At 63.9% G+C, this 22,846-nt stretch carries 25 protein-coding genes and 1 pseudogene; 15 read left to right on the top strand and 11 right to left on the bottom strand.

From position 1 onward, the window contains the following. Positions 1 to 36: 36 nt before the first annotated feature. The gene (locus AWB78_RS04885; RefSeq protein ID WP_062602789.1) at positions 37 to 1,353 is read right to left on the bottom strand and encodes a lactonase family protein; all 1,317 of its coding nucleotides are present in this window, start codon (positions 1,351 to 1,353) and stop codon (positions 37 to 39) included. Positions 1,354 to 1,553: 200 nt separating this feature from the next. Here AWB78_RS04885 and AWB78_RS43220 point away from each other — a divergent pair, with 200 nt between their 5' ends. Next, positions 1,554 to 1,706 carry a DUF3096 domain-containing protein gene (locus AWB78_RS43220; RefSeq protein ID WP_074173379.1) on the top strand — a complete coding sequence of 51 codons (153 nt, stop codon included), beginning with the start codon at positions 1,554 to 1,556 and terminating at the stop codon, positions 1,704 to 1,706. A 157-nt stretch (positions 1,707 to 1,863) separates the two neighbouring features. On the opposite strand, the gene AWB78_RS04880 is transcribed toward AWB78_RS43220, so the two are convergent. Beyond that, entirely contained in the window at positions 1,864 to 2,112 is a 249-nt protein-coding gene (locus tag AWB78_RS04880) for a hypothetical protein (RefSeq protein WP_062602787.1), read from the bottom strand. Positions 2,113 to 2,626: 514 nt separating this feature from the next. Here AWB78_RS04880 and AWB78_RS04875 point away from each other — a divergent pair. Next, complete coding sequence (locus AWB78_RS04875; protein ID WP_062602785.1) at positions 2,627 to 4,501, top strand: glycoside hydrolase family 15 protein; 1,875 nt, start codon at positions 2,627 to 2,629, stop codon at positions 4,499 to 4,501. A gap of 352 nt (positions 4,502 to 4,853) precedes the next feature. Next, entirely contained in the window at positions 4,854 to 6,125 is a 1,272-nt protein-coding gene (locus AWB78_RS04870; protein ID WP_062602784.1) for a polyhydroxyalkanoate depolymerase, read from the top strand. 105 nt (positions 6,126 to 6,230) lie between these two features. Here AWB78_RS04870 and AWB78_RS04865 read toward each other — a convergent pair whose 3' ends face one another. Then, positions 6,231 to 6,863 (bottom strand): TetR/AcrR family transcriptional regulator, encoded by a 633-nt coding sequence (locus tag AWB78_RS04865; protein ID WP_062602782.1) that lies wholly within the window; start codon positions 6,861 to 6,863, stop codon positions 6,231 to 6,233. Positions 6,864 to 7,240: 377 nt separating this feature from the next. Here AWB78_RS04865 and rsxB point away from each other — a divergent pair, with 377 nt between their 5' ends. From rsxB to AWB78_RS04850, 3 genes are all read left to right on the top strand, one after another. Next, positions 7,241 to 8,113 carry an electron transport complex subunit RsxB gene (gene rsxB / locus AWB78_RS04860; RefSeq protein ID WP_062602974.1) on the top strand — a complete coding sequence of 291 codons (873 nt, stop codon included), beginning with the start codon at positions 7,241 to 7,243 and terminating at the stop codon, positions 8,111 to 8,113. Positions 8,114 to 8,130: 17 nt separating this feature from the next. Beyond that, positions 8,131 to 8,775, top strand: a complete 645-nt coding sequence (gene nth, locus AWB78_RS04855; RefSeq protein ID WP_062602780.1) for an endonuclease III — start codon at positions 8,131 to 8,133, stop codon at positions 8,773 to 8,775. Positions 8,776 to 8,849: 74 nt separating this feature from the next. Beyond that, positions 8,850 to 9,281, top strand: coding sequence for a DUF1841 family protein (locus AWB78_RS04850; protein WP_062602779.1), 432 nt, complete (start codon positions 8,850 to 8,852; stop codon positions 9,279 to 9,281). A 93-nt stretch (positions 9,282 to 9,374) separates the two neighbouring features. Here AWB78_RS04850 and AWB78_RS04845 read toward each other — a convergent pair whose 3' ends face one another. Both AWB78_RS04845 and AWB78_RS04840 read right to left on the bottom strand, forming a co-directional pair. Next, positions 9,375 to 9,752 (bottom strand): c-type cytochrome, encoded by a 378-nt coding sequence (locus AWB78_RS04845; protein ID WP_062602777.1) that lies wholly within the window; start codon positions 9,750 to 9,752, stop codon positions 9,375 to 9,377. Positions 9,753 to 9,794: 42 nt separating this feature from the next. Further along, a complete protein-coding gene (locus AWB78_RS04840; protein WP_062602775.1) occupies positions 9,795 to 10,160 on the bottom strand; it encodes a c-type cytochrome in 366 nt (121 codons plus the stop codon). Between the two features lie 398 nt (positions 10,161 to 10,558). Between AWB78_RS04840 and AWB78_RS04835 the strand changes: the two genes are divergently transcribed. The 7 genes from AWB78_RS04835 to AWB78_RS04805 all read left to right on the top strand — a co-directional run bounded on the left by AWB78_RS04835 (position 10,559) and on the right by AWB78_RS04805 (position 16,553). After that, the gene (locus AWB78_RS04835) at positions 10,559 to 11,401 is read left to right on the top strand and encodes an AAA family ATPase (protein WP_062602774.1); all 843 of its coding nucleotides are present in this window, start codon (positions 10,559 to 10,561) and stop codon (positions 11,399 to 11,401) included. Between the two features lie 3 nt (positions 11,402 to 11,404). Beyond that, positions 11,405 to 11,995, top strand: a complete 591-nt coding sequence (locus AWB78_RS04830; RefSeq protein WP_062602772.1) for a GNAT family N-acetyltransferase — start codon at positions 11,405 to 11,407, stop codon at positions 11,993 to 11,995. A 25-nt stretch (positions 11,996 to 12,020) separates the two neighbouring features. After that, positions 12,021 to 13,196, top strand: coding sequence for a vWA domain-containing protein (locus AWB78_RS04825; protein ID WP_062602770.1), 1,176 nt, complete (start codon positions 12,021 to 12,023; stop codon positions 13,194 to 13,196). 18 nt (positions 13,197 to 13,214) lie between these two features. Next, complete coding sequence (locus AWB78_RS04820) at positions 13,215 to 14,411, top strand: benzoate/H(+) symporter BenE family transporter (RefSeq protein ID WP_062602768.1); 1,197 nt, start codon at positions 13,215 to 13,217, stop codon at positions 14,409 to 14,411. Between the two features lie 74 nt (positions 14,412 to 14,485). Next, the gene (locus tag AWB78_RS04815) at positions 14,486 to 14,731 is read left to right on the top strand and encodes an energy transducer TonB (RefSeq protein ID WP_062602767.1); all 246 of its coding nucleotides are present in this window, start codon (positions 14,486 to 14,488) and stop codon (positions 14,729 to 14,731) included. Positions 14,732 to 14,939: 208 nt separating this feature from the next. Further along, positions 14,940 to 15,893, top strand: coding sequence for a transaldolase (gene tal, locus AWB78_RS04810; RefSeq protein ID WP_062602765.1), 954 nt, complete (start codon positions 14,940 to 14,942; stop codon positions 15,891 to 15,893). Positions 15,894 to 16,124: 231 nt separating this feature from the next. Further along, positions 16,125 to 16,553 (top strand): VOC family protein, encoded by a 429-nt coding sequence (locus AWB78_RS04805; protein ID WP_062602763.1) that lies wholly within the window; start codon positions 16,125 to 16,127, stop codon positions 16,551 to 16,553. Between the two features lie 12 nt (positions 16,554 to 16,565). Here the strand turns inward: AWB78_RS04805 and AWB78_RS04800 are convergent, their stop codons facing one another. From AWB78_RS04800 to AWB78_RS04775, 6 genes are all read right to left on the bottom strand, one after another. Continuing rightward, the gene (locus AWB78_RS04800) at positions 16,566 to 17,672 is read right to left on the bottom strand and encodes an FUSC family protein (protein ID WP_062602760.1); all 1,107 of its coding nucleotides are present in this window, start codon (positions 17,670 to 17,672) and stop codon (positions 16,566 to 16,568) included. A gap of 145 nt (positions 17,673 to 17,817) precedes the next feature. Next, positions 17,818 to 19,368 (bottom strand): monocarboxylate uptake permease MctP, encoded by a 1,551-nt coding sequence (gene mctP / locus AWB78_RS04795; protein ID WP_062602972.1) that lies wholly within the window; start codon positions 19,366 to 19,368, stop codon positions 17,818 to 17,820. Continuing rightward, the gene (locus AWB78_RS04790; RefSeq protein WP_062602758.1) at positions 19,368 to 19,616 is read right to left on the bottom strand and encodes a DUF3311 domain-containing protein; all 249 of its coding nucleotides are present in this window, start codon (positions 19,614 to 19,616) and stop codon (positions 19,368 to 19,370) included. Before AWB78_RS04790 ends, mctP begins: the two co-directional genes overlap by 1 nt. Positions 19,617 to 19,854: 238 nt before the next feature. Beyond that, a complete protein-coding gene (locus tag AWB78_RS04785; RefSeq protein ID WP_062602756.1) occupies positions 19,855 to 20,757 on the bottom strand; it encodes a class I SAM-dependent methyltransferase in 903 nt (300 codons plus the stop codon). After that, entirely contained in the window at positions 20,754 to 21,236 is a 483-nt protein-coding gene (locus tag AWB78_RS04780; RefSeq protein WP_062602754.1) for a DNA-deoxyinosine glycosylase, read from the bottom strand. The genes AWB78_RS04785 and AWB78_RS04780 overlap by 4 nt, the downstream gene beginning before the upstream one ends. Further along, a complete protein-coding gene (locus AWB78_RS04775) occupies positions 21,233 to 21,874 on the bottom strand; it encodes a chorismate--pyruvate lyase family protein (protein WP_062602753.1) in 642 nt (213 codons plus the stop codon). Before AWB78_RS04775 ends, AWB78_RS04780 begins: the two co-directional genes overlap by 4 nt. A 145-nt stretch (positions 21,875 to 22,019) precedes the next feature. Here AWB78_RS04775 and AWB78_RS04770 point away from each other — a divergent pair, with 145 nt between their 5' ends. Then, complete coding sequence (locus AWB78_RS04770; RefSeq protein WP_062602751.1) at positions 22,020 to 22,277, top strand: hypothetical protein; 258 nt, start codon at positions 22,020 to 22,022, stop codon at positions 22,275 to 22,277. A gap of 171 nt (positions 22,278 to 22,448) precedes the next feature. Beyond that, a pseudogene (locus AWB78_RS48170) lies at positions 22,449 to 22,797 on the top strand (MFS transporter); the annotation flags it as partial. Between the last annotated feature and the right edge of the window lie 49 nt (positions 22,798 to 22,846).

Below are 22,846 nucleotides of genomic sequence, written 5' to 3'. Positions count from 1 at the left end.
GCGGCGGCTCGGCCGCCTCGGAACCTCGCTAGTCTGTCACGAAGGCGACACGAACTTGAAATCGACCGGCGAGCCGATCGACAGCCGCTTCGGATCGGACGCGAGCTCGCCCGTCTGCGGATCGCGCCGGAAGAAGTACGCGCTGTCGCTCTCCTGATTCCCGACGATGAGCCAGCGCCCGGTCGGATCAATCGCGAATTCGCGCGGCGTCTTGCCGAGTGTCGGATAGCGTTTGATGAGCTTCAGATGGCCGTTCTGCGGATCGACCGAGAATGCGACCAGCTCGTTCGCGTCGCCGCGATTGGTGGCGTAGAGGAAGCGCCCGTCCGGCGACAGATGGATCGCCCCGCCGCCGATCTTGCCTCTGAAGCCCGGCGCGATCATCGATACGGCCTGCACCTGCGTGAGGTTGCCGTCGCGGTAGTCGAACACGAGCACCGATGCGTTCAGCTCGGTCGTCAGATAGGCGTGCCGGCCGCTTTCATCGAAGATCAGATGACGCGGCCCGGAGCCGGGCTTGATCGGCGTATAGCGCGCTTCGGTCGGACCGAACAGGCCGCGGCTCGATGCCGACGGATCGGGCGTGTAGCGGTACCCGTACACCTTGTCGACGCCGAGGTCCTGCGCGAAAAGGTACTTGCCGTCGGGCGAGAACACGGTCGAGTGGACATGAGCATTGTCCTGCCGCCCCTTCACCGGGCCGCCGCCCTCGTGATGCACGGTCAGCACCGACGTGCCGACGTGGCCGTCGGCGGTGAGCGGAAAGACCGCGAAGCTGCCGCCGGGATTGGAGGCCACCGAGTAATTGGCGGTGAGCAGATATTTGCCGTCCGGTGAGATCGCGAGATAGCACGGATCGTTGCCGTCCGATGAAACGCGATTGAGGAAGCTCAACTGGCCGCTCGCGCGATCGAAGCGAAAGGCGCTCACGCCGCCGCGCTGCGTCGCCGGACCATTGTCGCCGGGCAGTTCGTTCACGGCGTACACGTAATTCCGGTCGCGGCTCACGACCAGATATGAAGGATTTACCGTCTGCGCCGACGCGATGCGCGACAGCTCGCCGCTGCCCGTATCGAACCGATACACATAGATGCCTTCGCTCTTGCCGCCGCCCGTGTAGGTGCCGATGAGCAGATCGTAGACCTCGCCACCCGACGCATTCAGCGTCGCCGCGCCGCTCGCAGCGCCGGGCGTGGCGGGCGCGGCAGCCGTCTGAGCGAACGCCTGCGCCGCCGCCAGCGAGAGCATCAGCGTGACGCCCCTGGCCCACGACATCGGTCGCGCATGCAGCGGGCGCGCGTCTTGCAAGGCGGGTATGAGCGTATTCGCGCCGCGGGGATGGCTCGGGTGCATGAAACCTCCTCATCGTCTCTTTGCTGCTTGTTATGGGGCGACGCGCGCGTGCGCCGGCATCGCAAGGCCCGTGACGTGCGGGAGCAAATTCCGCTCCAAAGACGTGGGCGCCCTCGCAACCGATGGCGGTTCGCAGTCAAGATACACCACGCACGCCAGGCCGGCCGACACGCTTCGAACCAACAACAGGAGTTGCCGCGATGACTATCCACCTCGCTCTCGGGCCGCTGGTCTCCCTGATCGCCGGAGTCCTCATTCTCGTCATGCCGCGGCTTCTGAATTACATCGTCGCGATCTATCTGATCGTGATCGGGCTGATCGGCCTGTTCGGCATGGGATCGACACATTTCTAGCGTGCCTGCGGCTGACCGTGTGACGCCGATTCGCGCCGGCGGTTCCGCGGCCGCGCGCGCACGAGCGAACGCACGCGCGCGGGTTGACCCGCGCGCGTGCGCAAAGTGTCACGAAAGACGAACACGCGGACCGGCCGCGTCGGGATTGCGCGCGCTGTCAGCCGTTTGCGAGCTGATCGAGACGCAGGCGTCCCTGCAACGACAGCGCACCGACCGAAACGCCGGCGGTGCCGAAGCTATAGCGGCTGAAGCAGCCGCGTTCGGTGAGAAAGGCCGCGGCCGTTTCCATCGCGTTGCGCGACAGGCCGAGGTGCTTGTGATCGAGCGCGAGCAGTGCTTCGGCGTCGGAGACGCGGCTCGCGGCGGAAAGAATGGCGATGCAATCGGCTTTCGACGGATAGAGCATGGGATTCCGTTCCTCGAAAACGCTACGTTAGGGACCGGTCGATGGAGCCGGCGAGACCGGTTTGGCGCACGACGATTTGCGGATCAGCAGCACGGCCCGTATGGATGGGATCGGTGAGGGCCATGTTTGAAAGACGCGCGAAAGGCGGGAGAGTTTCAGGGCCGAATGCAATGAACGGGAAGCGGCGCCTGCATCTTTCGCGAAACTTCATTCTAAACATCAGTCGAATGTTTGATCAACGGCGTAATCGGCGCTTCGTTCGCCTTTTTCCGCCAAGCGGGGGTGGCATGGCGCCGCATCGAGTGTTACGCGCCGAAATCGCGCGCGGCCCGGTTTTCTGCTTGCTGCGAACGATTGCGGCAGAATGCGGCCAGAAGGCATGCATGGCGTGCTTGTCGCTCATCGACGCCGCCGCGTTTCGCCCGGGGCCCGACGCACCTGCGCCCCGAATCCTTCGCTCAACCCGCGGCGCGTTTCGTTTCGTCCCGCGCCGCCAGCAGGAAGATGTTCGCTTATGCCAGCACTGATCGAAGACTACGCGATGGTCGGCGACGGCCACACCGCCGCCCTCATCTCCCGCAACGGTTCCGTCGACTGGCTCTGTTGGCCGCGCTTCGACTCCGGCGCGTGCTTTGCCGCCTTGCTCGGCACGCCCGAGCACGGCCGATGGCTCATCGCACCCGACATGCCGGACGGCGAATCGCCCGTCATCAGGCGCCGCTATCGCGAGGACACGCTCGTCCTCGAAACGGATTTCGAAACGCCGGAAGGCGCGGTGACCCTCGTCGACTTCATGCCGCTGCGCAACGGCCATTCGGAGCTCGTGCGCATCGTGATTGGACGGCGCGGCACCGTGCGCATGAAGATGGAGCTCGTGCTGCGCTTCGATTACGGCTCGGCCGTACCGTGGGTCAGCCGTCTGCCCGACGACAGCGGCATCCGCGCGATCGCCGGACCGGATCTCGCGGTACTGCGCACGCCGGTCGATCTCGTCGGCGAGAACATGCATACGACCGCCTGCTTCGATATCAAGGCGGGCGAGCGCGTGCCCTTCTCGCTGTGTTATTCGCAGTCGCATCTGCGCCTGCCGCACGCCTCCGATCCGCATACGCAGCTCGCGCGCACCGAGAATCACTGGCGCGAATGGTCGGGCCAAAGCGAACTCAATGGCCGATGGGCGAGCGCGATCCGCCGTTCGCTCATCACGCTCAAGGCGCTCGCGTACGAACCGACGGGCGGCATCGTCGCGGCGCCGACGACTTCGCTGCCCGAGCAGCTGGGCGGCACGCGCAACTGGGACTATCGCTACTGCTGGCTGCGCGACGCGACCATCACCCTGCTCGCGATGATGCGCGGCGGCTACTACGACGAAGCCCGCGCGTGGCGGGCGTGGCTGGGGCGCGTGATGGCGGGCTCGCCGTCGCAGATTCAGATCATGTACGGCATCGCCGGCGAGCGCCGCCTGCCCGAATGGGAGATTCCCTGGCTGCCGGGCTACGAGGGCGCGTCGCCGGTGCGCATCGGCAACGGGGCGGTCGATCAGTTGCAGCTCGACGTCTACGGCGAAGTGATGAACGCGCTGCACCTCGCGCGCGTCGGCGGCCTGCAGAGCGACGAAACCGCCTGGTCGATCCAGTGCGCGATGCTCCAGCATCTCGACACCATCTGGGAACAACCCGACGAAGGCATCTGGGAAGTGCGTGGCGGACGCCAACACTTTACGTTTTCGAAGGTCATGGCGTGGGTCGCCTATGACCGCGCGATCAAATCGTCGGAGAAGTTCGATCTCCCCGGTCCGATCGACCATTGGCGCGAAATGCGCGCGCGCATCCGCGCCGAGGTGCTGAAGAAAAGCTGGAACCCGGAACTGAACTCCTTCACGCAGGCATACGGCAGCGACGCGCTCGATGCAAGCCTGCTGCTGATCCCGTTGCTCGGATTTTTGCCGCCAAAAGATCCGCGAGTGACCGGAACCGTACATGCGATCGAGACCAAACTAACGCACGATGGTCTGGTGAAGCGCTATCACACCACCGAAGTCGCGGACGGACTTCCGCCTGGGGAAGGCACGTTTCTGGCTTGTAGCTTCTGGCTGGTCGACAACCTGGCTTTGCAGGGCCGGATCGACGAAGCGCATCAGATGTTCGAGCGCCTCGTCGGTCTGGCGAACGATGTCGGGTTGCTGGCCGAGGAGTACGACACGGTGGCGAAGCGCATGGTCGGGAATTTTCCGCAGGCATTCACCCACGTGGCGCTCGTGCACACCGGGATGAACCTGATGCGTCACGAAGAGGAAATGGCAAAGGCGACTGGCCAGCCGACCGGCTCTGAAAATCACGAAGAGGCGGAAGCGCAAGCCGAAGTCGATGCTGCGACGGGAAAGTCTTAAATGTTTGTTTTACTTGGCGAAATGAGTCCTTTACCGGTAATATTGCTGCAATGCACAATACGTAACATGTCGGAGTCTGTTGTTTTCAGGCCGGCAATTTCAACCGATCGGTTGAATTGAACGTTTAATGCGCGGAAAATCTTGCCTCGACTCAAGCTTCGTTTGCCTAAAGTCGATAACGCGCAGGTGGCAACACGGAAAGGCATTGAAGCATCGCAGGAAAGACAGTGCCCCGACGGCGTGGCGACAGCCCGCCGCGCCGCCGGGGATCATCGAATGCCGTTGAAGCTCGTCGCCGGTTGTGCCGGCATCAACGGGCGTACCGGTTTCCACCGGAGTTACTGGGGCAACCATGCTCTATCAAATTCACGAATTTCAGCGAGCCATGCTGTCTCCCCTGACAGCATGGGCCGAGGCCGCATCGAAGTCGTTCGTCAACCCGGCCAGTCCCCTCGCCTACATTCCCGGCTCGAGCCGTTTCGCCGCCGGTTACGAACTGCTCTACCGGCTCGGCAAGGATTACGAGAAGCCGGAGTTCGAACTCCATCAGATCGTCAAGGACGGCCACAACATTCCGATCGTCGAGCAGACGGTGGTCGAGAAGCCGTTCTGCCGCCTGTTGCGCTTCAAGCGCTTCGCGGACGACAGCGCCACCGTCACCAAGCTGAAGAACGAGCCGATCGTGCTCGTGTGCGCGCCGCTCTCCGGGCATCACTCCACGCTGCTGCGCGACACCGTGCGCACGCTCCTGCAGGACCACAAGGTGTACATCACCGACTGGATCGACGCGCGCATGGTGCCGACCGAGAACGGTCCGTTCCATCTGGACGATTACGTCGAGTACATCCAGGAGTTCATCCGCCATATCGGCGCGAAGGATCTGCACGTCATTTCGGTGTGTCAGCCCACCGTGCCGGTGCTCGCCGCGATTTCGCTGATGGCGAGCCGCGGCGAAGACACGCCGCGCACCATGACGATGATGGGCGGCCCGATCGACGCGCGCCGCAGCCCCACGTCGGTCAACTCGCTCGCGAACGAGCACTCCTACGAGTGGTTCGAGAACAACGTCATTTACACGGTACCGGCCAACTATCCCGGCGTCGGGCGCAAGGTGTATCCGGGCTTCCTGCAGCATGCGGGCTTCGTCGCGATGAATCCGGAGCGCCATCTCACGGCCCATTGGGACTTCTATCAAAATCTGCTGCGCGGCGACGATGACGACGCCGAGCAACACCGCCGTTTCTACGACGAATACAACGCCGTGCTCGACATGGCCGCCGAGTATTACCTCGAGACGATCCGCATCGTGTTCCAGGAGTTCCGCCTCGCCGAAGGCACGTGGGAAGTCAACGACGAGCTCGTGCGTCCGCAGGACATCAAGCACACCGCCCTCTTCACGATCGAAGGCGAGCTCGACGACATCTCCGGCAGCGGCCAGACGCGCGCCGCGCACGACCTGTGCACGGGCATTCCTGCGAAGCACAAGCGGCACTTCACGGCGGAAAAGGCCGGCCACTACGGCATCTTCTCAGGACGCCGCTGGCGCACGATGGTGTACCCGCAATTGCGCGAGTTCATCCTCGAGCACGATAAAACGCCGAAGACCGAAGCCGTGCCCGCGTAAGCACGACCGCGTCGGGACCGATTCCATCGGATCGACGAAAACGTCGCGCCTTGCAAGAGGCGCGACGTTTTTCTTTTCGGCGGCGCGTTGCGCGAAAGCGCTGAATCAGCGGCGCGTCAAATAGGCCAGCAGCAGCTCGGTATTCATCCGCACGATCTGGTCGCGCTGTCCCTGCTCGCCGAAATCGAGCCCCATGGTCGCTTCCAGCGTGAAGCGGTTCGAGACGATGTAATAGCCGAGCCCGGACAGCGTGATATAGAACTTGAGCGGATCGACATCGGTGCGAAACAGTCCGGCTTTTTGGCCACGATCCAGAATGGCCGTGAGCGTCGCCACGATGGGCGATATGAGTTCGCGTATCCGATTCGATCCTTTGATATATCTCGCCTCATGCAAATTTTCGTTATTGATGAGACGCAGCAGTTCCGGGTGATCGCGATAGTAATCCCAGACGAAATGCGCGAGACGTGTCATCGCCTCGATAGGTGCGATGCCATCGAGCTCGAGCGAACGCTCGGCATCGACGAGCGCGGAAAGTGCATGTTCGAGCACGGCCGTGAATAGCTGCTCCTTGCTACCGAAGTAGTAATAGAGCATGCGTTCATTGGTCTCCGCCCTGCGGGCGATCTGATCGACGCGGGCACCGAATAGCCCGCCGGCAGCAAACTCTTCTGCGGCGGCAAGCAAAATACGGCGCCGGGTGCCTTCAGGATCTCTTTTGATTTTCGGCTGATTCATGGTGGCATGACTCGGGAGCCGCGTTGCCGAATTAGCGTCACGCGGCCCGCATTGGGGTACATGACGTGAACGGGCGCTGCCCAGGGTTATTGGGAAACACCGTCCTGCGGTCAAACGGAAAAGCGCTTCGATTATGCGCATATCGAAGAACATTGGCAATTAGGATTGGAAGGCATGCGTCACGGCTTCCGGCAACTTCGGCGATAATGTTGAGCAAAAGGAGCGCGCGCCCGGAATGCGGGTCGTGCGCCGAAACAGGCAGCGTGCCGTCGTCGTGGACGCCGAAGCGTTTTCATCGCGTGCAGCGCGTTGCGCGTGATCACAGCAAAGCATTCGCGCACGCTGCGCCAGTCCCCCAGGCATCATCGCAATTCCTCGTGACCGCAACCGTTTCCAAGACGCTCGCCGAGCGCATCGAAGATCTGCTGCCGCAGACGCAATGCACCAAGTGCGGCTATCCCGCCTGCCGGCCCTACGCTGAGGCCATCGCCGCGGGCGAGGCAAACTACAACCAGTGCCCGCCGGGCGGAGCCGAAGGCATCGCGCGCCTCGCCGCGCTGCTCGGCAAGCCGGTGATCCCGCTCGACGTCACCCATGGCGAAGAGCGGCCGCGGCCTCTCGCCGTGATCGACGAGAACGTGTGCATCGGCTGCACGCTGTGCATGCAGGCGTGTCCGGTCGATGCGATCGTCGGCGCGGCGAAGCAGATGCATACGGTCATCGCCGAACTGTGCACGGGCTGCGATCTGTGCGTGCCGCCCTGCCCGGTCGACTGCATCGCGATGGTGCCCGCGACCGGCGAGCGCACCGGCTGGGACGCATGGAGCCAGGAAGACGCCGATGCGGCGCGCGCGCGGCACGACCGGCGCACGGTGCGTCTCGAACGCGAGCGCGCGGCGGCCGAGGCACGGGCGAGCGCGCGTCAGGCATCGCGCGCGGCGCAGGCGCAAGAGCCGCAGGAAGCGCAAAAAGCGCAGACGGCGGAGGCCATGCAGCCCGCGACGCAGGCCGCGCCGGCCGCGGCCGACGATCCGGAAGCGAAGAAACGCGCGATCATTCAGGCCGCGCTCGAACGTGCGCGCAAGAAAAAGGAAGAGATGGCGAAGCTCGGCGCCGGCCCGAAAAACACGGCGCACGTGAGCGCCGCAGTGCAGGCGCAGATCGACGCCGCCGAGGAACGACGCCGCCGTCTCGGGCTGAACGACGACGACAACGCGCCCCGTTCCGACGATGGCGACAAACCCGCGTAGCGCGCGGACATCGGACCATGAACGCCAGGAAACGACACGCCATCTTCGAGACGCTGCAAAGCCTGAATCCGCATCCGACGACCGAGCTCGAATACACGACTCCGTTCGAACTGCTGATCGCCGTAATGCTCTCCGCGCAGGCCACCGACGTTTCCGTCAACAAGGCGATGCGCAAGATGTTCCCCGTCGCGAACACGCCGGCGGCGGTGCTCGCGCTCGGCGAGGAAGGCGTGTCGGAGTACATCCGCACGATCGGCCTGTATCGCACGAAGGCGAAGAACGTGATCGCGACGTGCCGCATTCTCATCGATCAGTACGGCGGCGACGTGCCGGACCAGCGCGAGGCGCTGGAGGCGCTGCCGGGCGTCGGCCGCAAGACCGCGAACGTCATCCTCAACACGGCGTTCGGGCAGCCGACGATCGCCGTCGATACGCACATCTTCCGCGTCGCCAATCGCACGGGGCTCGCGCCCGGCAAGGACGTGCGCGCGGTCGAAACCGCGCTCGAGAAATTCACGCCGAAGGAGTTCCTGCACGACGCGCATCACTGGCTGATCCTGCACGGCCGCTACGTCTGCAAGGCGCGCGTGCCCGAGTGCTGGCATTGCGCGATCGAACCGCTTTGCGAATATCGGCCGAAGACGCCCGCGCCGGTGGAGTGAGCCGGTTTCGGCAGAACCGGCGCCATGCGGTTTACAATGACGGGCTGAGAAACCCGCAATCGAATCAATATCTTATGTTCAACCCCAGTCGCGACGAAGTTCGCCAATTCTTCACCGAAACGTGGCGCAAGGAGCGCGCCGGCGAGATTCTGACGCCGCTCGAAAGCATGGCCGCCGACTGGATCGGCGAGCATCCGGAGTATCACGACGCGCTCGCGAATCCCGAATCGCGCGAAGCCGATTACTCGCCCGATCGCGGCCAGACCAACCCGTTCCTGCATCTGTCGATGCATCTCGCGATCAGCGAGCAACTCTCGATCGATCAGCCGCCCGGCATCCGCCGCGCGCACGACAGACTCGTCGCGCGCCTCGGCTCGCCGCACGACGCGCAGCACGCGATCATGGACTGCCTCGGTCAGGTGATCTGGGAAGCGCAGCGCTCGGGCACGCCGCCCGACACCGACGCCTATCTCGCGCTGATCGAACGCCGCGCGTCGCGCGACTAGGCCTCCGCGAGCACGCCGGCGCACCGCGCGCTCAAACGAAAACACCCCGCGCGAAGCGGGGTGTTTCGTTTTCAGAGCGAATCCGACGCGGACTTACTTCTTCAGCACGAGGCTGCCGTCGAGCGATTCGATATACGCCGCGATGTCCTTCAGATCGCCCAGCGACAGGTTCTGCACCTGCGCCGCCATGATGGCGTTGTTGCGGCCGAAGTTCGGATTGTTGCCGCCGATCTGATACTGGCGCAGCGCCCAGTAGATGTAGCTCGCATGCTGACCCGCGAGCCGCGGATACTCGCCGCTCACCGGCTTGTTGAGGCCGGGCCCGTGGCAGGCCGCGCAGTTGTGGCTGTCGGACAGCGCCTTGCCGTTGCTCACGTCCGCCGCGTGCGCGCTGCCGACCGTCATGCCGATGAGCGCCGCTGCCGCGCATGCTGCCTTGAAGCTTGTGTGAAGTGCCTTGGACGGCTTCATGAATTCTCCTACCCGTTGTCGCTTTGCGTTGTCACGCGCGGATCACTTGTCGGGATTGTTCTTCGATTGGGGAGTCTGCGCGGCGTAGTACGCGGCGATATCGGCGATGTCCTGATCCGACAGCGTCGTCGCGATGGCGCGCATCGTGTCGAAATGACGGTCGCCTTTCTTGTAGGCGTGCAGCGCATTGGCGATGTAATGCGCGTTCTGGCCACCCAGCATAGGCACCTCGTACACCTCGGGGTACGCGGTGCGATAGCCGGGGATGCCGTGGCAGCCGATACACATCGCGACCTTGCCCTCTGCGGCCTTCGCGTTGCCGACGACGTCGGCCGACGCCTGGGTCGCGAAGCCGGCGAGACCCGACAGCGCTGCAATCACGGCACATTTGCCGACGAAATTGTTCATAGCTCTTCTAACCTGGCTTGAGGGGAAATCCGGCGCTCCAAAGGCCGCGGCCCGCGCCGAGCGCATTACAAGCTTCTCGGGACTGTTTGCTGCAACAGGGGTCTATCGCCACGCAGGCCAAAAAAATCGCGCTAATTGTACCGCGCGACCTACCCTCCGTCCACACGCGAACCGCGCGGAAGCCTTGCTGGCAAGGGGAATCGGCTGAAAAGCAGCCGTTTCGGATGCGACAATTCGTCCCTGTACAAGCGATGAGCCCGCCTGCGCGCTCGCTTCACACGCGGTCGGCGCGCTGACACCGCCCGCCGATGAAGCGGCTCAAACGATACCCGGCGGCCCTCAATGCCGAAAGGTCTTCTGACTTATACTGGGATTTTTTTGCCAACCGGATCTTCGTCATGCGTTTCGAAGGCTCATCGCAATACGTCGCAACCGACGATCTCAAGCTCGCGGTCAACGCCGCGATGACGCTGCAACGGCCGTTGCTCATCAAGGGCGAACCCGGCACGGGCAAGACGATGCTCGCGGAGGAAGTCGCGGGCGCACTCGGCATGCCGCTTCTGCAATGGCACATCAAGTCGACGACCAAGGCCCAGCAAGGCCTCTACGAATACGATGCGGTCTCGCGCCTGCGCGATTCGCAACTCGGCGACGAGCGCGTGAAGGACATCGGCAATTACATCGTGAAGGGCGTGCTGTGGCAGGCGTTCGAGTCGGACCAGCAAAGCGTGCTTTTGATCGACGAGATCGACAAGGCGGACATCGAATTTCCGAACGACCTGCTGCGCGAGCTCGACCGCATGGAGTTCTACGTCTACGAGACGCGCGAGCTCGTGAAGGCGAAGCACCGGCCGCTCGTCATCATCACGTCGAACAACGAGAAGGAGCTGCCCGATGCGTTCCTGCGCCGCTGCTTCTTCCACTACATCAAGTTCCCCGACGCCGAGACGATGAAGGCGATCGTCGAAGTGCACTTCCCCAACATCAAGCAGGACCTGCTCGCCGCGGCGATGCAGAGCTTCTTCGAACTGCGCGGCGTGTCGGGCCTGAAGAAGAAGCCGTCGACGTCCGAACTGCTCGACTGGCTCAAGCTGCTGCTAGCGGAAGACATTCCGCCCGAGGCGCTGCGCTCGTCGGATCAGAAGCAGATCGTGCCGCCGCTGCATGGCGCGCTTTTGAAGAATGAGCAGGACGTCGCGCTGTTCGAGCGGCTGCTCTTCATGAACCGCAATCACCGTTAAGCCATGAGCCGCTGGATCGAACCCGTCACGCTGGAAGGCGAGCACGTCAGGCTCGTGCCGCTCACGGCCGACCACGAACAGGCGCTCACGGCCGCCGCGAGCGACGGCGAACTGTGGAAGCTCTGGTACACCTTCGTGCCCTCGCCCGACAAGACACGCGCCTATATCGACACCGCGCTCGACATGCGCGACCGCCTCGGCGCGCATCCCTTCGCGGTGATCGATGCGAAGTCCGGCGACATCGTCGGCTCCACTCGCTATTTCAATGTCGATGAAGCGAACCGGCGGCTGGAGATCGGCCATACGTGGTACGCACGACGCGTCCAGAAAACCGCGCTCAACACCGAAGCCAAGCTGCTGCTGCTGACGCACGCGTTCGAGAAGCTCGACGCCATCGCGGTCGAGTTCCGGACGCATTTCATGAACCACGCGTCGCGCACGGCGATCGCGCGGCTCGGCGCGAAGCAGGACGGCGTTCTGCGCAATCATCAGGTCGGGAAGGATGGCGTGTTGCGGGACACCGTCGTGTTTTCGATCATTCAATCGGAATGGCCGGCGGTGCGCGCCAATCTGAATTACCGGCTCGACCGCTGACACTCATCGCGATGGAGAGCGCGCCATGCTGATCGACTTCTTCTACTCGCTGCGCGATGCGAAGCTGCCCGTCTCGGTGAAGGAATACCTCACCCTGCTCGAAGCATTGAAGGCGCAGGTGATTTCTCCATCGCTCGACGAGTTCTACTTTCTCGCGCGCATGACGCTCGTGAAGGACGAGAAGTACTTCGACAAGTTCGATCGTGCGTTCGGCGCGTATTTCCACGGCGTGACGCAGCTTCCGGACGAAGCCTTCGACATTCCGCTCGACTGGCTCAAAAAGCGGCTGGATCGCGAGTTCACGGCGGAGGAAAAGAAGCGCATCGAAGCGCTCGGCGGTCTCGACAAGCTGATGGAGCGCCTGAAGGAGCTGATGGACGAGCAGAAGGAACGTCACGAGGGCGGCAACAAGTGGATCGGCACGGGTGGCACGTCGCCGTTCGGGCACGGCGGATATAACCCGGAAGGCATCCGCATCGGCGGGGAATCGTCGGGCAATCGCACGGCCGTGAAAGTATGGGACGAGCGTGCGTATAAGGACTACGACGATCAGGTCGAAATCGGCACGCGCAACATCAAGGTCGCGCTGCGGCGTCTGCGCCGCTTCGCGCGCGAAGGCGCGGCCGAAGAGCTCGACCTGCCCGACACGATCCGCAGCACCGCCGCCAACGCGGGCTGGCTCGATCTCAAGATGGTCCCCGAGCGCCACAACAACGTGAAGGTGCTGATGCTGCTCGATGTCGGCGGCTCGATGGACGATCACATCAAGCGCGTCGAGGAGCTTTTCTCCGCGGCGAAGGCCGAGTTCAAGCATCTCGAGTTCTATTACTTCCACAACTGCGTGTACGACTATCTGTGGAAGAACAACCGCCGCCGTCACACGGAGCGCACGCCCACCTTCGACGTGCTGCACAAGTTCACGCCCGACTACAAGCTGATATTCGTCGGCGACGCGACCATGAGCCCTTACGAAGTGCTTCAGCCGGGCGGCTCCGTCGAATACAACAACGCCGAGGCGGGCGCGGTGTGGCTGCGCCGTCTCGCGGACCAGTTCCCGCATCACGCGTGGCTCAATCCCGAGCCGGAGCGCCTGTGGGAATACCGGCAGTCGATCTCCGCGATCCGCAACGTCCTCGGCAATCGCATGTACCCGCTCACGATGGCCGGCCTCGAAGCCGCGATGCGCGCGCTGTCGAAATAACTCACCAGAACGACCAGCATGAAAGCCTCTTCTCCGGCGCCCGTCGCGCTGCGCCCCTTTTTTGACTCGTCCGTTTCGACCATCGTCGCCGGCTTCGTCGCGATGATGACCGGCTACACCAGTTCGCTCGTGCTGATGTTCCAGGCGGGCCAGGCTGCGCATCTGTCCGACGCGCAGATTTCGTCGTGGATCTGGGCGCTTTCGATGGGCATGGCGGTCTGCACGATCGGCCTGTCGCTGCGCTATCGCGCGCCCATCGTCGTCGCGTGGTCGACGCCCGGCGCGGCGCTGCTCGTCTCGTCGCTGCCGAACGTGGCATACGCCGATGCGATCGGCGCGTTCATCGTCTGCGCGGTGCTGCTGACCGCGGTCGGCCTCACCGGCTGGTTCGACACGCTGATGAAGCGCATCCCGTCGGGCATCGCCGCCGCGTTGCTCGCGGGCATCCTGTTCGAGATCGGCATCGAGATTTTCCGCGCGGCCGAGCATCGGACGGCGCTCGTCATCGTCATGTTCTTCACCTATCTCGCGGGCAAGCGCTTCATGCCGCGTTACGCGATTCCGGCGACGCTCGTCGCGGGCATCGCGGTGGCGGGCGGGCTCGGACTGCTCGACTTCTCGCGCTTTCACATCGCGCTCGCGCATCCGGTGTTCACGATGCCCGCGTTCTCGCTCGCCGCGGCGATCAGCATCGGCATTCCGCTTTTCGTCGTCGCGATGGCGTCGCAGAACGTGCCGGGCATCGCCGTCCTGCGCGCGGACGGCTATACGACGCCCTCCGCCCCGCTCATCTCGACGACCGGCATCGCGTCGCTCGTGCTCGCGCCGTTCGGCTCGCACGGCGTGAACCTCGCGGCCATCACCGCCGCGATCTGCACCGGCCGCGAAGCGCACGAGAACCGCGACAAGCGCTACACGGCGGCCGTCTGGTGCGGCGTCTTCTATCTGATCGCGGGCACGTTCGGCGCGACCATCGCGGCGCTGTTCGCCGCATTTCCGAAAGAGCTCGTCGTCTCGGTGGCGGCGCTCGCGCTCTTCGGCTCGATCATGAGCGGCCTCGCCAACGCGATGCACGACGCGCGCCAGCGCGAGCCCGCGCTCGTCACGTTCATGGTGACGGCTTCGGGCCTCACGCTCCTGTCGATCGGTTCCGCGTTCTGGGGGCTGATCGCGGGCGTCGCGACGCATCTCGTGCTCAACGCCAGACGCGCCTGACGCGGCCTACAATGACGGAATCGGCCCCGATTTTCGTGCCAGTCTTTCCGCAACCGATTTCTCGTCGTTCCGTCATGGCTTTGATCGACCAACTGCTGGCGCGCACCACGCCGCCCGGCGCCCAGAAACGTAAGACCATCGTGCGCGTGCTGCTCGACGACGCCGGGCACGTCCAGGACGTCGTCCTCAAGATGAGCTGCGGCGACGCGTCGAAGGACGCACACGCGCTCGACGAGGTGCGCAAGATGCGTTTCGCGCGCGGTCAGTTGGGCTCGGGCACGGTGCACCGCTGGCACGAGCTGGCCTACACGGTGGATTGAACGCGTGGTGGCGCGGCGGGTCGAAATCGGGCTCGCCGGGTGCGGGCGCGCATGGCATCAGCGCGTTCGCCCCGCTCGGGACTAAAATGAGGGAATGACATTCAGGGGCGCGCCGCGCGAACGAAGTCGCCGGGCGGCGTCGCATTCAGGGGCAATCCGCGGGTTGGTTACCGCAATTTGACAAGGCGCAACGCGTCTGAGACTCGACATGACATCCGCTCTCGACCAGCTCAAGCAATACACGACCGTCGTCGCCGACACGGGCGACTTCCAGCAATTCATCCAGTTCAAGCCGCAGGACGCGACCACGAATCCGTCGCTGATCCTGAAGGCCGTCCAGAAGGACGACTACAAGCCGCTGCTCGAAAAGACCGTCAAGGAGCACGCGACGAAGCCGATGCCGCAGATCATCGACAATCTGCTCGTCGCATTCGGCACCGAGATTCTGAAGATCATTCCGGGGCGCGTGTCCACCGAAGTCGACGCGCGGCTCTCGTTCGACACCAAGGCGTCGATCGACAAGGCGCACGACATCATCAAGCTGTACGAGAACGCGGGCATCAGCCGGGATCGCGTGCTGATCAAGCTCGCGTCGACGTGGGAAGGCATCCGCGCGGCCGAGCAGCTGCAGAAGGAAGGCATCCACTGCAACATGACGCTGCTCTTTTCGCTGCCGCAGGCGGTCGCATGCGCCGAGGCTGGCGCGCAGCTGATCTCGCCGTTCGTCGGCCGCATCTACGACTGGTACAAGAAGGCCGCCGGCGCGGAATGGGACGAAGTGAAAAACGGCGGCGCGAACGATCCGGGCGTGCAGTCGGTGCGTCGTATCTACACGTATTACAAGAAGTTCGGCTACAAGACCGAGGTCATGGGCGCGAGCTTCCGCACGGTGAGCCAGATCACCGAGCTCGCCGGTTGCGACCTGCTGACGATCAGCCCCGATCTCCTGAAGAAGCTCGCCGACAGCAATGACAAGGTCGAACGCAAGCTTTCGCCGGACTCGGTGAAGAACGAGAACGTGGAAAAGATCGCTGTCGACGAACCGACTTTCCGCTTCCTCGTCAACGACGACGCGATGGCGACCGAAAAGCTCGCCGAAGGTATCCGCGCGTTCGCCGCCGATGCGATCAAGCTCGAAAAGCTGATCACCGCGCTCAAGTAAGCTCGCTTTCGCCCCTGCCGACGCGTCGAGTTGAACACTGCGTCGGATGGTCCGAAAGTCCGACGAAAAGATCGCGAAACGAACCGGCCGCACTGGTTCGTTTCGCGTTTTTTTTCATTGCATTTTTTCTTGACCTAATTTGACTCTTTCCGTGTGGACGCGGCATTCCGTTGCAATAGACTTCCGGGTTTCGGCGGCATGTCCGCTTCACAGGCACGGAGTCGTTCGGTCATGCAACTGGATACCTATATTTTCTTCAACGGCGATTGCGCAGCCGCGCTCGAGCTCTATCAGACGGCGTTCGGCGCGCAGATCGCCGCACTCATCCGCTTCCGCGACGCGCCGGACGGCGGCAATGCCCCGCCCGACTGGCAAGACAAGGTCATGCACGCGGTGTTTCACGTCGGCGGGAACGCCATTCTGGTGTCGGACGGCCGCTACGGTCAGCCGCGCAAGGATTACGCGGGCTTCACGCTGTCGATCGCCGCGGACGACGCACCATCCGGCGAGCGCATCTTCAACATGCTGGCCGAAGGCGGCAACGTGCTCACACCGTGGCAATCCACGTTCTGGACACAGGGCTTCGGCATGGTGACGGATCGCTTCGGCGTGCCGTGGCTCATCAACGTGGTGCACCAGGGCGAACTTCAGACAGCCTGAGTCTCGCCCGCATCATCCATTGAGCGGCCGCGCGCCTTCGATATTCCACTGCCGCTCGATTTCGGACAGACGCAGCCGCAAGCCGTCCACCTGCTCGGCGAAGCGCATCGCGAGCCAGTGCATGCCCTGCGTCGTCTCGTTCTTCTCATCGTCGCCGCTCGCGTGCGGCTCGACCGATACATCCACCGCGCGGTACAGCAAGCCTACGCGCCCGAACCGCAATGCACGCGCCATGTGCAAAAGCTGCAGGCGTATGGCGTATTCGCGCGGCGAGCACGCGATTGCGAAGCGGCTCCCCGCCGCGCCCGTGACTTCGGGCATCGACATGATCAGCAGTTCGAGGGCCGCGAGAACGGAGCGGTGCAGCCGCTGGATCTCCTCCAGGCGCGCGATCGGCACGTCGGTTTCCTTCGCGACCGATTCCATCAGCGCGCGTGATTGCACGAGCCGCTGGCTCATCGCGTAGAAGCGCCGCGCGGTTTGGTCGGCCACGAGCGGCGTGCCGTCGAGCAAGGCGCCGTAGAGCCTCGCGCACTCGCGAAGATTGTCCGCGAGCCGGTAGCGCCACGAATACGTCGCGTATTGCGGCAGCACGAACGAGAACGCGAGCGCGATCACCACGCCGATCAGCACGTTCGCCGTGCGCCACAAGCCGGTGCTGAGCGGCAGGTCGCCGTGACCGGAGACGATGACCATCGTGATCGCCGTGAGCAGCGCCACATAGCCCGCCTTGCCGATCGCGTAATACGCGCAGGCGCCCGCGATCACGCACATCAGGACGAAGAACAGCATCAGCGAGCCGGTCATCATCTGCGTGAGGATGAGGACGAGCCCGAACAGCGCGCCGAGCATCGTGCCGATCGCGCGCTCGGCCGCCTTCTTGCGGATGTTGCCGTAATGCTGCAGCCCGCCCACCACGACGAGCACGGACACCGATGCCCACACGCCGTGCGGCACGTCGATGCCCGTGGTGACGGCGATCGACATCGCCATGGCGAGGCCGACGCGCACGCCGTGAATCAGGTTCGCGTGCCGGTAGCGGAAGTAAGGCGAGGCGATCCAGTGAAGGACGCGCGAGAGACGGCTGCGCCTTGGCGGCGTCGATGTCGGAGAAAGCATGGTTCGCTCGTGTCGTGAACACAGGCGGTCGTAAGGCTGCCGGAAAAGACAACGCCCGCAACGGCCAGCGGCTGTTACGGGCGTTTTACCAGCTTTTCGCGAATCGCGTCGGACGGACGTCCGACGCGCGTCGCATGCTTGCGGATCAGCTTTCGACGATGTCCAGATAATCTTCCGGACGCGTGCGGTCCTCGGAGCGCTTGAGGCCCAGCACGCGCACGAGCACGCTCACGACGATCGAGACGATCAGGTTCGCGATCAGCGCCCACACGGCCGCGTAGCCCGGCACGGTGTAACCGAAGAGATGCAGCGGATAGATCGAGCCCTTCAGCTGCAGCGACACGGCCATCCACGTGCCCACGCCGATGCCCGTCGCCCAGCCGATCAGCAGGCCGCGGTGATCGAGCACGCGCGTATAGAGACCGAGCACGAGCGCGGGCAACGTCTGGATGATCCAGATGCCGCCGAGCAGTTGCAGCTGGATCGCGTACGTCAGCGGCAGCGCGAGAATGAACACGACCGCGCCCACCTTCACGATCAGCGACACGAGCTTGGCGACGTTCGTTTCCTGCTCCGGCGTCATCGACGTGTTCACGAACTCGCGATGCACGTTGCGCGTGTACAGGTTCGCTGCCGCGATCGACATGATCGCCGCCGGCACCAGTGCGCCGATGCCGATCGCCGCGAACGCCACGCCGACGAACCACGACGGGAAGTAGTGCAGGAACAGCGCCGGCACCGCGAAGTTCGCGCCGTAGGCCTTGAAGTACGACGCGTACTCCGGCATGTCCTTCACGCCGGATGCGAGCGCCATGTAGCCGAGCAGCGCGAGCAGGCCGAGCACCAGCGAGTACGCCGGCAGGAGCGACATGTTGCGGCGGATCGTGTTGCCCGAGTTCGACGAAAGAATCGCCGTCACCGAGTGCGGATACAGGAAGAGCGCGAGCGCCGAGCCGACCGCGAGCGTCGCGTACGCGCTGTAGCCGTTGAGGCTCGCCGCATCAGGCGCCTTCAGCAGCAGCTTTTCAGGCGGCACGGTGCTGAAGATATGGCCGAAGCCGCCGAGCTGCGCGGGAATCACGATCATCGCGGCGATGATCGTGATGTAGATCAGCACGTCCTTCACCACGGCGATCATCGCGGGCGCGCGCAGACCCGACGTGTACGTGTACGCGGCGAGAATCGCGAACGCGATGATGAGCGGCAGATCGCCCATGAAGCCTTGCGTCGAGAAGCCGAGCGCGCCGATCACCACTTCGATGCCGACGAGTTGCAGCGCGATGTAAGGCATCGTCGCGACGATGCCCGTCAGCGCGACGGCGAGCGCGAGCATGCGGCTGTTGTAGCGCGCATGCACGAAGTCGGCGGCGGTCACATAGCCGTGACGCTTCGCGATGCTCCAGAGCTTCGGGAACACGACGAACGCGAACGGATAGATGAGGATGGTGTACGGCAGCGCGAAGAAGCCGGTCGCGCCCGCGCCGAACACGAGCGCCGGCACGGCGACGAACGTGTAGGCGGTGTAGAGATCGCCGCCGAGCAGGAACCACGTGACGATGGTGCCGAAGCGGCGCCCGCCGAGGCCCCATTCGTCGAGCTGGGCGAGATCGCCCTTGCGCCAGTGCGCGGCGATGAAGCCGAGAATCGTGACGCCGACGAAGAAGAGAACGAAGACGAAGGTTGCGGTGGTGTTCATCATCGCGCACCTCCGTTCTTACGTCCCGAGGGCAGCGCCTTGGTCTTCATATAGACGACGGCCGTGATGACCGCGCTGATCAGCACCCACAGAAGCTGATACCAGTAGAAATACGGAAAGCCCCACAGAACGGGCTCGATCTTGTTGTAAAACGGCACCCATACCACACCGATCCAGGGAAGGATCAGAAGCCAAAGCCAATGCTTGTTGCGCGGTTGTCCGGTGCCGGTCGCAGCTTCGTGAGCCATGAACGGTCTCCTCTTTGTTTTGATTCGCGTCGTTGATGCGTGGTTATTGCGAGCCCGGCGGGATGCCGGTCGTCGGGTAGACGTGCCGCTTAGAGCGTCTCAAAATAACAGAGGGAGTATATGGACCGACGAAACCCGGTCAAGCAGGGAGAATCCCGACTATTCCGTTGGATTTGAACGCTTTTTGCGAATGGGCCGGAACCGGCGTTCCGGCCTTGGATGTCGCTGCTTTCCGCGATCAGATCGAGAACGAGCCGCTCGTCGCGACGCCCGCGCTTTCCGCGAGACCCTTCACCCACTTGCGCGCGGGCAAGCCGAGCTGCGCTTCGATCAGCTTCGCGCGCGTATCCAGCGCGGCGAACGGCACGTCGAGCGACGGACCGGCGAACGCGAGCGCGACGCGATTGCCGTCGTGCACTTCGGGCAGCGCGATCACGCGATTGTCGAACGCTTCGTTCAGATGGCGCATGTTGCGCACGAAGCTCGGATGATCGCCGAACAGATTGATCGTGACGACGCCCGCTCGCGGCGTGAGACATGCGCGGCAAGCGCGATAGAACGAAACGCTGTCCAGCACGGGGCCGCGCGCGGTGGCGTCGTACAGATCGATCTGCAACGCGCCGACGGTGCCGTGGTTGGCGCGGTCGTTGACGAACTCCCACGCATCGCGTTCGGTGACGGTCAGGCGCGCGTCGTCGTAGGGAAGCTCGAACATCGCGCGCGCGGCGATCACGACCGCCGGATTCAGCTCGACGGCTTCCACCTTCGCGCGCTTCAGAAAGCGATGGCAGAACTTGGTGAGCGCGGCGGCGCCGAGGCCGAGCTGCACGATCCGTTCGGGCGTCTCGATGAAAAGCAGCCAGGCCATCATCTGCTGCGCGTATTCGAGCTCGATGTGATCGGGCTTTTTCAGACGCATCGCGCCTTGCACCCATTCGGTGCCGAAATGCAGATAGCGCACGCCGCCCTCTTCCGAGAACGTGACGGGCGCGAAGCGCGGCTTGCGGGGCGCGTCGATGCGCGGCGCGTTCGCGAGGTCGTCGCGATCATCGTGGTCGCGCTTGCCCTTCGATTTGCTGTTTTCTTTTTTGCGGCTGAACGCGCGCGCTTCCGCCGACGCGCGCTTGATGAGATTCGTCATTGTGTGGTGAGGATGTCGCGCCAGATGCGCAATTTTTGATCGAACGAGAGGATAGCATTGGCCGCGCTCGACGACGGCAGCACGAGCGTGGCGTAGCCCGCGGCGCTCAAGACAGGCGCGAACTTGCCGGAAGTCTTGCCGTTGAAGCACACCTTGCGCAGCGTCGGAAAGCGCGTGTGGAACGCGGCGAAATCGTTGGGCGATGCGTTGCGGATCGCGCTATCCAGGCTGCCTTCGCGCTCGCAGGCGGCGAGCACGTCCCACAGGCCGATGCCGTGCGCGACGAGACGCGCGAGGCGATCATCGTAGGCGAGCGCGTGCAGATCCTCGCCGATCGCCGCGCCCACGAGCCGCCAGAACTGGTTGCGCGGATGCGCATAGTACTGCGTCGCCGCGAGCGACGCGACGCCCGGAAAGCTGCCGAGGATGAGCGTGTGCGTCGCGTCATCGCCGACGGGCGCGAATCCGTCGAGCTTCATTTCGCCTCGCCGTGCGCGACGCGCTTCGCGTGCGAGCTCAGATGATCGTAAGAACGCGCGTGCTCGCGCCGATGTGATCCGCGCATCGCGGCGAGCTTCGTCCATAGCGCATCGAGCATGCATTCGGTGACCATCAGCGGCGCGTCGTGCCGCTTGAATACCGAGCGGCGCGCGACGAGCGCACGCGGCTGGCCGTCCGTTTGCATCGATGCGAGCCGATGCAACGGATGCCGCGCCGTGATTCGCCGGCTCGCGAGCGCCGAGCGCGACACGCTGCTGTCGCTATAGAGCAGTTCCGCGAGCGGCCGCGTGCGCAGGCGGCGCATCGATTGCCATACGCCCGTGCTGTGTTCCAGCGCGACGATGCTGTGCGCGACCACGAACGGCACGCCATCCACGTTCAGCGCGACTTCGCGCACCCACACGGGCGTGCGCAGCGTGATGTCGAGCGCGCGCGCTTCGTCGCGCCAGGGCATATCGACGGTTTCCCGCGTGACTTCGACCGTCACCGCGCCGAGCGTGCGCAAGTGCGCCGTCAGGGAGCCGCCTCGCGTAAGCCAGTCCTTTTGTGCGTCGGTGAGCGAGGGAAGCGGGACGACGCGCCAGTGTGCGTCGGTGGGATCGTTGGGCGTGAGCATGGCGGTGATTATAGGACCGCCAGCGCTTAGGACGATTCGTATGGAGCTGGCGCGCTCATCGGAAGAAACTGAGTCGCCGGTCATGCGAGTCAGGTCCGGCCGCGCGCCAGGCGCGAACCCTGGCTCATCACTGAGAGGACATCGAATGTCGGAAAATAAGAAACAGACATCGAAGAAGGTAGCGCATCTCGCGGCCGAAACGCTGCATGATCCGAAGGCATCGGCCGTCAAGAAAAGTCTCGCCGCGTCGGCCTTGTCGCAATCGCACACGAAAAAGCAGACGAGCGCCGAACTGGAGCACAAGGCAAGCGAAGTGCTTCACAGCAGCAAGTATTCCGAAGAAACCAAGACCCTTGCGGCGTCGGTTCTGGCGCAGTCGAACAAGGAGCGCAAGCGGAAGTAAGAACCCCAACCCCACGTTTTTCTAAGCGTGGGGTTTCCTTTTTCAGTCGAAGGCGAATCCCGTCCTGATCGCATCGATGCGTAGCGATCGGCCTGGCCGCCGTTCCAACAATTGCCGGATGTCCGCTTTCGGGCGGGGTAAATAAAGTAGAAGCCGCCGCAGGCGGGCCATCAGCGGCGCAAGCACTTCGCATGCTGCACGGCGGGCGGAGTAATGGCGCTGGCGGCGCTCACGCTGCATTCCGCGAGTTTGCCGGCCGTGCCCGCGATCCTGTCGCTCGCCGCGACCCTGAACTTCGCCACGCTGCCGATCTTCTGGGCCGTGGCCCGCGAGCCATCTTCCGGGCAAGCGCGCGGCGGCGGAGATCGCGTTCATCGGCAGCATCGGACTAACGAGCGGGATCGTGAGTCCGTGGATGATCGGAATGATTCGCACGGCGACCGGCAGCATGGATCTGACAGTGCAGTTGCTCGCGGTGCTGCTGTTTGCCAGCAGCACCGCGCTGACGATGGGCGTGCGCGCGATTGAGCGCGCAAAAAAGGCATCGGAGAGAATCAGGCTGCGGCCTT

This window comes from Caballeronia calidae (assembly GCF_900044055.2).
GTDB classification, from domain to species: domain Bacteria; phylum Pseudomonadota; class Gammaproteobacteria; order Burkholderiales; family Burkholderiaceae; genus Caballeronia; species Caballeronia calidae.
Note: the sequence above shows the minus strand (reverse complement) of the source record. Positions and strands in the feature narration are given on the sequence as shown.